The organism is Labilibacter marinus (assembly GCF_001659685.2).
GTDB classification, from domain to species: domain Bacteria; phylum Bacteroidota; class Bacteroidia; order Bacteroidales; family Marinilabiliaceae; genus Saccharicrinis; species Saccharicrinis marinus.
Window position 1 is genome coordinate 1 of the sequence record NZ_LXYE02000042.1, and the last position, 13,261, is coordinate 13,261.

The window sequence follows — 13,261 nt, forward strand, 5'->3', positions numbered from 1 at the left end:
AAGAGCCTGGGGAATTTCCGCGGAGACTCATCCATGAGTACCTGGATATATAGGATTGCCGTTAATACCTCGCTTACTTATACAGGAAAAGCTTTTAAGCAAATGCAACTCATCGTTAATACAGATACCCAAAATTTAGGGATGATGTATGAAGATGATAAAGAAGCATCCCAGCTTAAAGAGGAACAATTCGAAAAATTACAAAGTGAATTGAATATGCTATCGGTCATTGACAAAGCATTGATGTCTTTAATGCTCGAAGGACTCTCGATGAAAGATATTAGCGATGTAATAGGTATTTCCGAAGCCAATGTAAAAGTAAAGATTTACCGAATTAAAGCGCAGTTAAAACAGAATTTAAGCAAGTAGCCATGACGACAACTCATATAGATGAAAACACGCTAAAGTATTTATGCAGTAAGCTTAAAAAAGAGGATAAAGTAATAGCAGGAATAAGTAAAGCTTTTGTTATTGTTTGTTCTGTTTTATTACCCTTATACCTCTATATAGTAATTGATCTATTTTCAAGAGGAAAGGAGTTAAGTATAATTGTTGCAAACATTTGCACTTTGGGGGGATTATTAATTCTTTTCTGGAGTTATAGAAATAATAAAAGAAAGTATGGAGGAATTGATTATTCTGAACCAACTCTAATGATGTTAAAAAAAGCAGCTAAGCGATACAGAGCCCTTAGCTTTAAGTCCATAACCTTTATCATTGGATTATTCATGTTGCATATAGGATTGTATATAAATGTATTTTATAATACTCCTCTATTTATTCAAGTTTCATTCTTTTTTACAATAATAATTGCAATTGTGGTTGGAATAATAATTTGGAAAAACCGTTACAAGCCTTTACGAGATGACTCCTTAAAATTGATCAAGGAAATAGAATCATAAATTGGCTTAATTGTAAAGTGACTCAACTTTAATTAGTTTTATAAATCAATTTAAAATTCTGAAACTAATGGCATACGATGAGCATTTAGCAGATAGACTTCGAATGGTACTCAAAGATAAAAAAGTACCATACCGCGAAAATAAAATGATGGGGGGCCTCACCTTTATGGTGGATGATAAAATGTGTGTGGGCATCATCAAAAATAACTTAATGGCACGTGTAGGTCCCGATATTTATGAAGAAGCTTTAACTAAGCCTGGCTGTAAAGAAATGGATTTTACCAAGAAGCCGCTTATTGGTTATGTATATATAGAACCCGAAGCTATTGATATGGACGAAGAATTGGAGTATTGGGTGCAATTGAGTTTAGATTTTAATCCGTTCGCTAATTCTAGTAAAAAGAAAAAGTAATATCTGTTCTTTTGTCTTTAATCATATAACTATATGGAACCCATTATCGATCATCTTCAAATAACAGTCCGCGATATTAAAATTGCTGAACCATTCTACGACAAACTATTCGCTCTATTGGGTTTTGATATTAATCTTAAAGCAAAGGGTTTTGTTAAGGAACACGACTTTGAGGTAGTTGAATATTCACATCCCAAATTAATTATAGGCATCAACTCTCCCAGAGAAGTTTTTAAAAATGACGAGATTCATCGCCGTAAGCCAGGCGCATTGCATCACTTGGCATTTAAGGCGGAATCCAGAGATGAGGTAGATCGTTTATATCCTTTGATAAAGGAAATAGGAGCAAATATTATTGATCCGCCCAAATATTATCCACAACATGGAGAAAGCTATTACGCTCTTTTCTTTAAAGATTTAGAAGGTATCAAGTATGAGATTGTTTTTGAGGAGAGGGAAATATGAGGTTTAAAATAGTACACAAACTTATTTTCGTACTATCTGGTTTATTGGTCTTAACATCTTGCCAACCTAAGAGTAAGTTAGAAGGAATTTGGATTGGAGCTTATAAAATTGACCACACAGAGTCTGATTCTGTAATAATGACAAATCGATATCTTTTAGATATTGAGAAAGAAGAATTGACTGTTAAAGTATTTGATTATCCGATGTCGGGAAGAATAGGACTTACAGAAAGATTTAAATACATATTGACTAAGGATTCTTTAAAAACAGTGTCAGATACCTTCCTGATAAAGTCATTAAACACAGATAGCTTGGTTTTAAACCATACGATTAATAATAAAAGAGATTTGGTATTTAAGAGATTGCTGCAAGATAAGACGTCTCCCAATGTAGAACTTACAAATAAAGCATTTGTTATAAAATATCCTCATTATACAGATTCTATAGATTTTATTAATGATTCCCTTTTTATGGAAATTGATAGGTCTTTCCGAACAACAAGATGGAGTATATCTAATTATAAAGGTTTTAAATTCTTAATTATAGATAAGATTGCCTATCCTTTATATTTAATCCACTCTTGCTCCGAACATGAAGTTAATCTAAAAAGATTTGCAAATGTAGTAATGGATTACAAGATGACTGAAATAGAATGTAAAATGGATACTTGTGGGTTAATTGGTAAGTGGATTTGTCCAATAAATGATAGTATACCCTTGCCTCCAGTGCCTCTTTGGGGGCTGTTAGATGCAGATCCCAAAGAAAGTTTAATCATAGAAAAGGATTCAATTAAGATTTCTCAGTTTGGCAGAACGGAAGTGAAAAAATGGGAACTAAATTCAACAAATGAACTCATATATTTTCCTGAATGTAATAGTAGGGAAAGTAAAGTTTGGAGGATTGTACAGCTTAGTAAAATTAAACTTAAATTAGAGAGAAATAGCAAAACACATATTAAGACGGATAATGAGGTTATTGAGTTTATAAGGAATGAATGAAATGAGAAATCGAAAAATACATACGCTTGTTATTATCCTATTTTGTTTCTGCAGTATTACAGAAGCCAAAAAACTTCCTGGATTTATAATAACAGAGCAGAACGATACCATTCATGGTGAAGTTCAGGTGCATACTTTTAATAGGCGAACTGGAGCTTATGTATTTAGTGGTATTGATTTGGAATGGTGTTACCTGAATGTTTCATTTCGCAAAAGCGGAAAAGCAAGGTTTAAGTACTATTTGCCTGAGCAGCTCAAAGGCTATCACTTTAGTTTTGAAGGTCAGGATTATATTTTCCATCAGTTTCAAATCCAGTATAAAAGTCTTGTAAATAGCGAATGTAATAAATATCAATTTCTCAATTTAATAAAAAGAACTCCCAAAGAATCTATCTATAGAGCACAAAGGTATATGATGATGCCCGTGAACGAAGTTGCCATAGATTTAGGTTATTATCCCAATATGTTAGTTCCTGAGTATAATTACTATCGTCACACAAACGGTAATGATCGCATCATTAAACATAGTAAGCAGTAATTGAGGAATATGTAAACCGAACATTCTTTTTAGTGAGGGTGTTTATGAAACTTACAAGCTTAATACCAACACATGCAATACAAAGGCAGTACCAACGAAAAACTTAGAATATATAATCTGGATAACGAGAATCATGCCGAACTAAGTAAAAGTGAGGAAAGTGATTTGACTTTATTATGGTTTACCAAAGATGGTAATCATCTTGCCATTGATGGTATTGACTATGAATTCAAAAAGAATCAGATCATTTGCTTAACCGAGTTTCATCAGGTGGAGGCCAAAAAGATTGTGGCTGCTCAAATGATTCGATTTAATCGCCCTTTTTATTGCATTTTAGATCACGACAGTGAAGTAGGCTGTAAAGGTGTATTGTTTTTTGGGGCTTCTAGTTTGCCGGTTATTTATGTACCAGAAGAAGAGCTACGAACTTTTGAAACGGTATTTGAAATGTTTGTATTGGAGCTAAAAACGGAAGATAACCTCCAGTTAGAAATGCTTCAGATGATGCTGAAACGATTCTTGATATTATGTGCTAGGGTATATAAAAAGCAAGAAGATTATATGCAGATGGACGATCATCAGATTGATATTGTGCGTGAGTATAACTTTTTAGTAGAGCAGCATTTTAAAACCAAACATACCGTAGCCGAGTATGCCGACTTATTATTTAAATCACCCAAAACATTATCAAACTTATTTTCTAAAATATCTTCAAAAACACCATTGCAGTATATTCAGGATAGAAAAATGCTGGAAGCACGTCGATTATTACGCTATACAGATAAGAGCGTAAAACATATTGCCATTGAAATAGGCTTTGAGGATATTCAAACCTTTGGTCGCTTTTTTAAGAAAAATGAAGGTGTTTCTCCTAGTTTTTTTCGAGAAAACAAGCTTTCGGGAAAAATTGCACACCCCTCAGGAAAAACTACCTAACATCGCCCTTGCTATTTGCCGCACTTTTGTAATGTCAATTTGAAACAATAACAAATAAAAACAATAAGACATGACAAAATTTGCAGTTCCCACCAGAGGAGAAGTATCTGAAAGTAATCAAGCCATTTTTGATAACTTACAAAAAGGATTAGGCTTTGTACCTAACTTGTATGCTTACTTTGCAAAAAGCGAAACAGCGTTAGGCGATTACCTGGCTTTACAAGGCCGTAAAACTACTTTAAAAGCTAAAGAAAAGGAAGTGGTAAATATCGTAACCAGTCAAATTAACGGTTGTAGATATTGTCAATCTGCTCATACTGTATTAGGTAAGATGAATGGTTTTAGCGAAGAGCAAATTCTGGAAATCAGAGGCGGTTCAGCATCGTTTGATGAAAAGTTAGATGCCTTGGCAAAATTTACTCAAGCAGTTGTTGAAAACAAAGGTAAAGCCAGCGAAGAAGTTAAAAATGCCTTTTTTGATGCAGGTTATGATGAGGTAAGCCTAATTGATGTAGTTGTTCAGGTAGGGGATAAGGTAATCAGTAATTACATTCATAATCTTACAGAATTTGCCATCGATTTCCCGGTTGCACCGGAATTATAAAAAGCACAAATCTTATTTAATGCCTGCCTTGAACTGGAATCTTCTAAGCAGGCATTAATCTCAATTCAGGAATCCATAAATTAATCAAAAGGGAACGAGCGTTGTAAAACTAATTCGCCTTTGCTTTCTATTCTTCGCACTCTTTGCAAGAATATAAATTCGTTTCCTAACGATCAAAATCTTAGAAAAATGAACACAAATAAAATAAATTGGACTAAAGCTATCCTTGCAGGAGTTGCAGGCACAATAGCTTTTGATATAGTAGGGTTTTTATTTACCGGACAATGGTTTGATATTGCCGCATTACTGGGCGATAAAACCGGTTTAGGTTTTACTTATGGTCTGCTTGGTCATTATGCCAACGGAATACTATTGGGTATTTTATATGCTGGTATTGCCCCGTCGTTACCTGGCTCTAGTTTTGTAAAAGCACAACTTTTCGTAATTGCTGAAACTGTGGCTTTGGTGTGGTTTTTTATGTTCCCATTGTTGGGAGCTGGTGTCGCAGGATTGCAAATGTCAAAAATGCTCCCGTTAGTTTCTTTATTGCGACATGTTGCTTATGGCATTCCGCTTTGGTATTTTGTGCATAAGTTTACTGTGCTGGAGCGCAAAGAAGCCATAGTATAAGATGGTAAATATTTTATGTTGAAGTACCTTGGGTGATTATTTCATTCAAGGTATTTTCATTTGGTAAAACTAATTTCAGTATTTCCTCGTTCTAATAATATACCTTTAGATTTAGGAAACGAACCATGAAAAGATTTATTTCTACGTTAATATTTATCGCAATTTGTGCTGTTGTAATAGCTCAAGAAAAAGGTAAGGCTTCTTATTATGCCGATAAATTTGAAGGAAGAAAAACTGCTAGTGGCGAGATATATCAACATCAGTTAAAAACGGCCGCTCACAAAACATTACCCTTTGGTACAAAAGTAAAAGTAACCAACTTGGCCAATAATAAATCGGTTGTAGTAAAAATCAATGATAGGGGGCCATTCATTAAAGGTCGTATAATCGATTTATCCAAAAGCGCAGCCTCAGAAATTGACGGCGTATTACCTGGAATTATTGACGTTAAGATAGAAGTCATTAAATAAATACCGCCTGCCAGAATCACTACACCTTAAGAAATCCCATTTTTTTTATAGACTTTTTGTAAGTATTTCAATATTCATGCGACAGTTAGTGTCGTGATAGTTTTGTGATACTTATCCGCTAGTTTTGTTGAATCATACCAATTTTAAAATGAGGTAAATCTTAAATAATTATAGAATTAGGACTCTTGTGCAAGGAATAAAAATGAGACATAGCCATAGCTAAGGCGAATTTTTATGAAGAAGCAGAAGAGTTATAAAATAAAATTATAGGGTTTAATTCATGTTAATATTGGTATATACTAAACACTTAATTATGTACAAGGTTTTAATAGTAGAAGATGATCCAGATATTTTTAATCTAATTAATATCCATTTAAAAGATTTAGAATGTGATACCCAAATAGCCGAAAATGGCAAACTGGGATTTGAATTGGCTCAAAAAACAGCCTTCGATTTAATTATTTTGGATATAATGCTTCCAGAAATGAACGGCATTATGGTCTGCCAGAAGCTCAGAGCACTAGATAATTTTACGCCCATATTAATGCTTACCGCAAAATCGGAAGAAATAGATAAGGTGCTGGGTTTAGAGAGTGGAGCCGACGATTATATTACTAAGCCTTTTGGAATTCGCGAGTTTATTGCCCGTGTAAAAGCCATACTTCGTCGTCAAGATCAGAATAGTCAGGGCAAGCAAGAAAATGCACATTCGCAGTTTTTCTTTGACGGATTAAATATCGATAAGGAAAAAAGAAAAGTAACCTATCAGGAAAAACGTATTGATTTAACCCCTAAAGAATTTGAGCTGTTGGCTTTAATGGCGGAGCACCCGGGCACAAGTTACGATAGAGATCAGTTACTACGTTTGGTATGGGGCTACGAGTTTAATGGCTACGAGCATACGGTTAATTCGCACATTAACAGGCTTAGGGCTAAAATTGAACCCGATATCAACAAACCAAAATATATTTTAACCACTTGGGGAGTGGGATATCGATTTAATGATGATATATAACAGAATTAATCCAATATTTTATGTCAAGATATAATCTAAAACGTAGCCTTTATTGGCGTTTGTCGCTAAGTTTTTTACTCGTACTATTAATCGTAAGCTTTTCGTATATCACAATTACGATTATTGCTTCGGATAAATATTATCAGGAAACTACCCAACGCTTAAATGCAGAGGTGGCGGAGTACTTACTAAAAGAATCGCCTCCTTTTAAAAATGGAGAAGTAAATAAGGAAGCGCTAGGTGTAATTATGCATTCGATGATGGCAGTAAATCCAGGTATTGAGGTTTATTTGGTGAGCCCCGATGGCGAAATATTGTCTTTTGTTGTATTGGATAAAAAGGTAAAGCTAAGCCGAGTTGATGTTGAGCCTGTAAAAGAGTTTATAGCTACCAAAGGCGAAAAATATATTTTAGGCGATGATCCTAGAAATCCTGGAGAGCAAACAATTTTCTCGGCCACAGGTGTAACTGAGGGTGAAAAGTTTCTGGGTTATATTTATATCGTTTTAGATAGCGAGAAACACGAAAATATTGCAGCAGCGGTTTCGGGTAGTTATTGGTTAAAGGTTGGTTTAAATTCTTTTATCATAACGCTGATAACGGCCTTTTCTTTAGGTATCGCATTAATATGGATGCTAACAAAGAATATTCGAGTGATTATACAAACGGTGAATAAATTTAAGGAGGGAGATTTGCATGCCCGTATTCCAGAATCAGCCCATAAAGGTGAGTTAGCGGTTTTAGCCGGAACCTTTAACAGCATGTCGGATACAATCCTTGAAAACATTGAGGAGTTAAAGAAAGTAGATCAGTTAAGAAGAGAGCTGATTGCTAATGTTTCGCATGATCTTCGTAATCCTCTGGCCATTATTCATGGTTACATAGAAACCCTGATGATGAAATCGGATTCGTTAGAAAAAGAGGAGGTTGATAGATATTTGAAAGTGGTTTTAGAAAGTAGTGAGAAATTAACTCGTTTGGTGAGTGATTTATTTGAACTTTCGAAATTAGAAGCTGGTCAAATTCAAATGAAGAAAGAGCCATTTTTTGCTCAAGAATTATTGAGCGATGCTAATACAAAGGTCAGTCTGTTGGCTAAAAACAAACAGATTGAAATTAGCTCTGATTTAAGTGAAGCTGCTCCAATGGTTTTTGCTGATTTGTCGATGATTGATCGAGTTATTCAAAACTTATTAGATAATGCTATTAAGTATACTCCTGAGCAGGGCAAGATTTTCTTGCAAACCAATATTAAAAATGGAGGAGTAGAGGTTCGTATAAAAAATACAGGTTCGGGAATAGCACAAAATGACCTGCCTCATATTTTCGATCGCTATTATAAAATTGATAAAACAGAATTAGGGATTCAAGGAACTGGCTTAGGTTTAGCCATTGTAAAAAAGATTATTGATGGCCACGATGCAAATATTCATGTAGAAAGTGTGGAAGGTGAATATGCTGAGTTTATTTTTAACTTGCCCGCATATTCTGCATAATCTTATAGATTAAAATAACAAGGAGCTGTTACCTCATATAATTTGGTAGCGGCTTTTTTTATGCTTTAATACTTTGAAAAATATATGTTTTTTTGAAGATCACAGAAGAGTTATTATTTCGTGATATTCTCGTGATACTTTAAGGTGATATTTGAATTGTAATTAAAAGTCAAACAATTTAAGACTAATTAAAAATCAATTAAAACTTTAATATTATGAAACGTATTGTATTTCCTGCCATGTGGCTAATTGCTTTAAGCGTAATTTTTGTATCGTGTAACGAAGATGATCATAATGAGGTTCCTGCACCAGAAGGAATGTTAACGCTTGATATAGATAATTTAATGAAATTGGAATCTAACGAAAGATATGAAGGTTGGATTATTGTAAACGGAGCTCCTGTAAGTACGGGTACTTTTATGGTAGATGATATGGGTAAATTATCACAATCTACTTTTAAGGTGGATAAAATGGAATTGAGTGCCGCAACTGACTTTGTATTGTCTATAGAGCCTCATCCAGATAATGATCCTGCACCGAGTGCTATTAAAATATTAGGTGGAGGATTTTCAGGTGCTTCCGCAGATATTACAGCCGCACATGGAGCTGCTCTAGGTGATGATTTTTCATCGGTTGCAGGTAAGTATATTTTAGCTACTCCAACTACTCCAGAAACTACCGACGAATTAAGTGGAGTTTGGTTTTTAGATTTAGCATCAGGAAGTCCTGCAACAGGATTAACTTTACCTACTTTACCATCAGGCTGGGTGTATGAAGGTTGGGCAGTTATTGATGGACAACCAGTAACTACAGGAACTTTTACTGCTGCAGATATGAAGGATAATAGTGCTCCTTTTAGCGGTATGGGTGGTCCAACTTTTCCAGGTGAGGATTTTGTAAAGAATGCGCCTGCAGGTTTAACTTTTCCAACGGATCTAACAGGATCTACTATTGTAATTTCCATTGAACCAAGCCCGGATAATAGTCCTGCTCCATTTGTGTTTAAGCCATTAGTAGGTAATGTACCAACTCCTGCCATGGATCACAAAACATATATGATGAATGATAATGTGATGGGCAGTTTCCCTAAAGGGTCTGTAATGAGGTAAAAATAAACATGTCCGAAGAGCTGGGAATTATGCCTTATGGGATTAGGTATGATTTCTAGCTTTTTTTTGCATGAAAAAAGGGATTCCAGCAGGAATCCCTTTATACTAATACTCAATCAAAAAGCTATTACGAAATAGCATTAGTTATTGAAAACACTTTCTTCAAGTCCTTTATTTAATTCAATTGAAGTTACTTCAATATCCACCATTTGAGGTCCCATTGTTTGGCTCATAACTGAAGGGAATTTAATACCTTCGGTTTCTTTATACTTAGCATAAATTGTAGTAGAATTCCCCATTGGAGAGGTGGCTACTTGCTTTATTTTTAATCCTGAGGCAACATCAAAATATACTGTGCTAGCTTTTCCTAAAGGATCGGTAATGGTCATTTTGTACGCATTTTTACCGTCAATTTTATCTTTACCTACTAATTCTAATGTATAACCCAATTCTTGATATTGTAACTCAGGGAATAGGATAGCTTGGTATTTCATGGTTTCAAGCATTTCACCTTCTAGTTTTTGCTCTTGTCCTTGTGCTACCATAATACCCACTTCACCATTATAAACTTGTTTGCTTAAAACATTCCCAGCCATTAAAGTTTCTACTTTAATTTTGTTAGGAGCTTGTTGATATGTATTTAAAGCCAATTCCATTCCTTGAATCTTTAAAGTTGCTTTCATACTAAGATCCTCTACCGACTTTAATTTTTCAGCACCACCCATGGCATCAACGTAAGTTTCAATTACTTTTTCAGCAGTTAAACCTGCAGGAACACCTGTTCGCACTACTTTTTCTGCATAAAAATCGTATTCTGTAACCTCTTTACCATGTGCAATTTTTTGCATTAAAGGCTCAATTACGTTAATGTCACCCACAGCCAAGTATAATGCATTTTCTGGTTGAATATATTTTTCAGCCGAAGCTTTTACATCTGCTATAGTAATCGCTTCTAAACGTTCCGGATATGTTTCGTAATAATCGGCTGGTAAACCATATTTATCAATATTAACCGCAAAGCGAGCAATCGTTGACGGATCCTCGAGCGCACGACCAAAACTACCTGCCAATGAATTCTTAACTAACTGCAAGTCATCTTCGTTTACATCCTCGCTAATGATCGTCTGCATTTCTTTGTAAACTTCAACAAAAGCACTGTCCGTAATGGTTCCTCTTACATTAGAATAAGCCATAAAGCTACCCATGTGCTCATCTGTATTGATACGAGAATATGCTCCGTAAGTCCAAGCTTTATCTTCACGTAAATTTTTAAGTAAACGAGCGCTAAAACCACCGCCTCCTAAGATTTTGTTCATCACACTAGCTTTAAGTGCATCTGGCGTACCTGGTTTAAGATCTAAAGGATAAGAAACCGTGATATACGACTGATTAGCTGCATCCTTATGTCCAATGGCATAAATTGGTCCATCAAAACCTGCAGGCTTGGTGAATTGGTGCGTAGGAACTTCCTTACTTTCCCATTGCGAGAAATATTTTTTAGCGGTTTTTTTAGCTTGCTTAGGAGTAATGTCTCCAACAATAACTAAATATGCCACGTTAGGTCTGTAATATGTTTCATAGTAGTTTTTACAGTCTTCAATGGTTATTTTTTCATAAGCTTCCTCAGTAGCCATTTCACCATAGGCAGATTCTTTTCCGAACATTAAAGCCTGACGAATATTGCGTGATATAGATTTTGGATCATCTTTTTCGCTCTTAATACCCGTTAATGATTGTTTTAAGATTTTATCTAATTCCTCTTGAGGAAAAGAAGGATTATAAAGTACATCAGTCATTAAATCCAATAATTTAGGAGAGTGCTTTTTTAATGAGCTGGCATAAATTCCCTTACTACTTGTGCTTAATGAAGCTCCAATAAAGTCAATTTCTTCATCTATCTGATCCTTGGTTTTATTGGTCGTTCCAGTTCTCATTAAATCGCCAGCAAAACTTGTATAACCAACTTTATCGCCTTCGAAAATAGGATCAATATCTAAAGATAGAGAGTAAGAAACAACGGGAAGCTTATGGTTTTCAACCACGATTACTTTAAGTCCGTTTTTAAGTTCAAACTTGGTAAATTCGCCTAATTCAAGTTTTTTGGCAGGGCCTGCCTTGGGAGCTTTTGATCTGTCTAATTGTGCATTAGCAACAAGAACCGACAGAACTAAAACTATTAATATGGATAATTTCTTCATTATTTAATATGCTTAAAAGTTAAGATTAGATTAGTTTGCTTCCGCTGTTTTTGGAAGATAAATAATAGCTACTCTATTTTTTTCGTTTAAATATTTTTTAGCGACACGCTGAATATCTTCGCGAGTTACAGCCAAGTATTTATCCAACTCCTCATTTACCAAATTTGTATTTTCGAAGTAAGTATAACTAGTTGCTAAATTTTCAGCAATTGTAGCAAGTTTGCGGTTACCATTAATAGAAGTGTTTTCTATTTGGTTTTTAATTTTTGCAAACTCTTTTTCCGAAATTAATTCGTTGTGCATTTTTTCAATTTCTGCAACCATAGCTTCTTCAATAGCCGCATTGTCAACCCCAGTGTTTGGGAACACATATGCTAAAGTCATACCTGGATCTTCTAATCCCATAGAGAAAGATCCAACCATCATAGCTTTTTCTTGCTTGTCTACTAAAGATTTATGTAATCTAGAGCTTTGACCTTTTGATAATACTTGGTTAAGCATATCCATGGCATAATAATCATCAGTGCCTAAAGCTGGAATATGATAAGCATGTAAAATTACAGGAATCTGAACAGCTCGGTATACGGTGTCTCTTACCTCTGCAGTTTGAGGATCTTCGAATTCTGTAGGGCGTAACATTGGTTTAGTTCCTTTAGGTATTTCAGCAAAATACTTATTTACTAACTCCTTAGCCTCAGCTTTATCAATATCTCCAGCAACTACTAAACAAGCGTTGTTAGGCACATAATAAGTGTCGTAAAAATCAACAAAGTCCTGATCTTTTGCATTCATAATATGCTCCGGATCTCCTATTACAGGCCATTGGTATGGATGCTTCTTATATGCTCCCTCGAAGGTTACTTTTAAAATGTCTCCATAAGGAGTATTATCGTATCTTTGTTTTTTCTCTTCAATAACTACGCGCTTCTGGGTAGCTATGCCTATAGAATCAACAACGGCATGTAACATTCTTTCCGATTCTAACCATAAACCTAATTCAAGTTGGTTGGAAGGAAGTATTTCGTAGTAATACGTTCTATCATTTGAAGTATTCGCGTTTAGGGTACCTCCTGCATTTTCTACGTAGTTAGAGTATTCATGACGCCCAATGTTTTTGGTTCCTTCAAACATTAAGTGCTCAAAAAAGTGAGCAAAACCAGTTAGTTCAGGAGTCTCGTTTTTAGAACCTACATGGTACATTACAGAGATGTTAACAATTGGAGTTGTGTTATCTTGATGTAAAATAACGCGCAAGCCGTTATCTAGGTCAAACTCCTCAAATTCAATCTTGTTAGATTGAGCATGCATGCCTAGTCCTGTAAAAAGACAGGCTATGACTAGTGTTAGTTTAAATTTTTGCATTTACTTTTATTTTAAATTAAAGATTAAAAGTTAGAGCTATCCTCATCAATGAGTATGCCAGTATGTATAACTATTGTGTATATCAAAAAGTTATTGATTTTAGGGTGTTTTATTTATGTTCGATTT

General features: G+C 34.8%; 15 protein-coding genes. 13 read left to right on the forward strand and 2 right to left on the reverse strand.

What is annotated here, in order from left to right:
• The 13 genes from A8L32_RS17135 to A8L32_RS17195 all read left to right on the forward strand — a co-directional run.
• Positions 1 to 369 (forward strand): RNA polymerase sigma factor (locus tag A8L32_RS17135; protein ID WP_066632121.1); only part of this gene is annotated, 369 nt, incomplete at its 5' end.
• A gap of 2 nt (positions 370 to 371) precedes the next feature.
• Complete coding sequence (locus A8L32_RS17140) at positions 372 to 902, forward strand: hypothetical protein (RefSeq protein WP_066632123.1); 531 nt, start codon at positions 372 to 374, stop codon at positions 900 to 902.
• Positions 903 to 969: 67 nt separating this feature from the next.
• Positions 970 to 1,314 (forward strand): TfoX/Sxy family protein, encoded by a 345-nt coding sequence (locus A8L32_RS17145; RefSeq protein WP_066632125.1) that lies wholly within the window; start codon positions 970 to 972, stop codon positions 1,312 to 1,314.
• Positions 1,315 to 1,347: 33 nt separating this feature from the next.
• Complete coding sequence (locus A8L32_RS17150; RefSeq protein ID WP_066632126.1) at positions 1,348 to 1,779, forward strand: VOC family protein; 432 nt, start codon at positions 1,348 to 1,350, stop codon at positions 1,777 to 1,779.
• Positions 1,776 to 2,777 (forward strand): hypothetical protein, encoded by a 1,002-nt coding sequence (locus A8L32_RS17155; RefSeq protein WP_066632127.1) that lies wholly within the window; start codon positions 1,776 to 1,778, stop codon positions 2,775 to 2,777. The genes A8L32_RS17150 and A8L32_RS17155 overlap by 4 nt, the downstream gene beginning before the upstream one ends.
• 1 nt (position 2,778) lies before the next feature.
• Positions 2,779 to 3,315, forward strand: coding sequence for a hypothetical protein (locus A8L32_RS17160; RefSeq protein ID WP_143525155.1), 537 nt, complete (start codon positions 2,779 to 2,781; stop codon positions 3,313 to 3,315).
• A 72-nt stretch (positions 3,316 to 3,387) separates the two neighbouring features.
• Positions 3,388 to 4,251 carry a helix-turn-helix domain-containing protein gene (locus A8L32_RS17165; RefSeq protein ID WP_066632129.1) on the forward strand — a complete coding sequence of 288 codons (864 nt, stop codon included), beginning with the start codon at positions 3,388 to 3,390 and terminating at the stop codon, positions 4,249 to 4,251.
• Positions 4,252 to 4,321: 70 nt separating this feature from the next.
• Positions 4,322 to 4,855, forward strand: coding sequence for a carboxymuconolactone decarboxylase family protein (locus A8L32_RS17170; protein ID WP_066632130.1), 534 nt, complete (start codon positions 4,322 to 4,324; stop codon positions 4,853 to 4,855).
• Between the two features lie 189 nt (positions 4,856 to 5,044).
• The gene (locus tag A8L32_RS17175; protein WP_066632131.1) at positions 5,045 to 5,485 is read left to right on the forward strand and encodes a hypothetical protein; all 441 of its coding nucleotides are present in this window, start codon (positions 5,045 to 5,047) and stop codon (positions 5,483 to 5,485) included.
• Positions 5,486 to 5,610: 125 nt separating this feature from the next.
• A complete protein-coding gene (locus tag A8L32_RS17180; protein ID WP_066632132.1) occupies positions 5,611 to 5,955 on the forward strand; it encodes a septal ring lytic transglycosylase RlpA family protein in 345 nt (114 codons plus the stop codon).
• A 313-nt stretch (positions 5,956 to 6,268) separates the two neighbouring features.
• On the forward strand, positions 6,269 to 6,970 hold the full coding sequence (locus tag A8L32_RS17185) for a response regulator transcription factor (RefSeq protein WP_066632242.1): 702 nt from the start codon (positions 6,269 to 6,271) through the stop codon (positions 6,968 to 6,970).
• A 20-nt stretch (positions 6,971 to 6,990) separates the two neighbouring features.
• Positions 6,991 to 8,466: a sensor histidine kinase gene (locus A8L32_RS17190; protein ID WP_066632134.1), complete on the forward strand. Its 1,476-nt coding sequence runs from the start codon at positions 6,991 to 6,993 to the stop codon at positions 8,464 to 8,466.
• 215 nt (positions 8,467 to 8,681) lie between these two features.
• Positions 8,682 to 9,575 carry a hypothetical protein gene (locus A8L32_RS17195; RefSeq protein WP_066632136.1) on the forward strand — a complete coding sequence of 298 codons (894 nt, stop codon included), beginning with the start codon at positions 8,682 to 8,684 and terminating at the stop codon, positions 9,573 to 9,575.
• A gap of 140 nt (positions 9,576 to 9,715) precedes the next feature.
• Here A8L32_RS17195 and A8L32_RS17200 read toward each other — a convergent pair whose 3' ends face one another.
• Both A8L32_RS17200 and A8L32_RS17205 read right to left on the reverse strand, forming a co-directional pair.
• Positions 9,716 to 11,773 carry a M16 family metallopeptidase gene (locus A8L32_RS17200; protein WP_066632138.1) on the reverse strand — a complete coding sequence of 686 codons (2,058 nt, stop codon included), beginning with the start codon at positions 11,771 to 11,773 and terminating at the stop codon, positions 9,716 to 9,718.
• A 30-nt stretch (positions 11,774 to 11,803) separates the two neighbouring features.
• Entirely contained in the window at positions 11,804 to 13,135 is a 1,332-nt protein-coding gene (locus A8L32_RS17205; RefSeq protein WP_066632140.1) for a M16 family metallopeptidase, read from the reverse strand.
• Between the last annotated feature and the right edge of the window lie 126 nt (positions 13,136 to 13,261).

Bases quoted from the DNA above. Each gene is read 5' to 3' on its own strand.
- A8L32_RS17155 (WP_066632127.1), top strand. From the start codon at position 1,776: ATGAGGTTTAAAATAGTACACAAACTTATTTTCGTACTATCTGGTTTA.
- A8L32_RS17175 (WP_066632131.1), top strand. From the start codon at position 5,045: ATGAACACAAATAAAATAAATTGGACTAAAGCTATCCTTGCAGGAGTT.
- A8L32_RS17180 (WP_066632132.1), top strand. From the start codon at position 5,611: ATGAAAAGATTTATTTCTACGTTAATATTTATCGCAATTTGTGCTGTT.
- A8L32_RS17205 (WP_066632140.1), bottom strand. From the start codon at position 13,135: ATGCAAAAATTTAAACTAACACTAGTCATAGCCTGTCTTTTTACAGGA.
- A8L32_RS17160 (WP_143525155.1), top strand. From the start codon at position 2,779: ATGAGAAATCGAAAAATACATACGCTTGTTATTATCCTATTTTGTTTC.
- A8L32_RS17165 (WP_066632129.1), top strand. From the start codon at position 3,388: ATGCAATACAAAGGCAGTACCAACGAAAAACTTAGAATATATAATCTG.
- A8L32_RS17190 (WP_066632134.1), top strand. From the start codon at position 6,991: ATGTCAAGATATAATCTAAAACGTAGCCTTTATTGGCGTTTGTCGCTA.
- A8L32_RS17185 (WP_066632242.1), top strand. From the start codon at position 6,269: ATGTACAAGGTTTTAATAGTAGAAGATGATCCAGATATTTTTAATCTA.
- A8L32_RS17200 (WP_066632138.1), bottom strand. From the start codon at position 11,773: ATGAAGAAATTATCCATATTAATAGTTTTAGTTCTGTCGGTTCTTGTT.
- A8L32_RS17150 (WP_066632126.1), top strand. From the start codon at position 1,348: ATGGAACCCATTATCGATCATCTTCAAATAACAGTCCGCGATATTAAA.
- A8L32_RS17195 (WP_066632136.1), top strand. From the start codon at position 8,682: ATGAAACGTATTGTATTTCCTGCCATGTGGCTAATTGCTTTAAGCGTA.
- A8L32_RS17170 (WP_066632130.1), top strand. From the start codon at position 4,322: ATGACAAAATTTGCAGTTCCCACCAGAGGAGAAGTATCTGAAAGTAAT.
- A8L32_RS17140 (WP_066632123.1), top strand. From the start codon at position 372: ATGACGACAACTCATATAGATGAAAACACGCTAAAGTATTTATGCAGT.
- A8L32_RS17145 (WP_066632125.1), top strand. From the start codon at position 970: ATGGCATACGATGAGCATTTAGCAGATAGACTTCGAATGGTACTCAAA.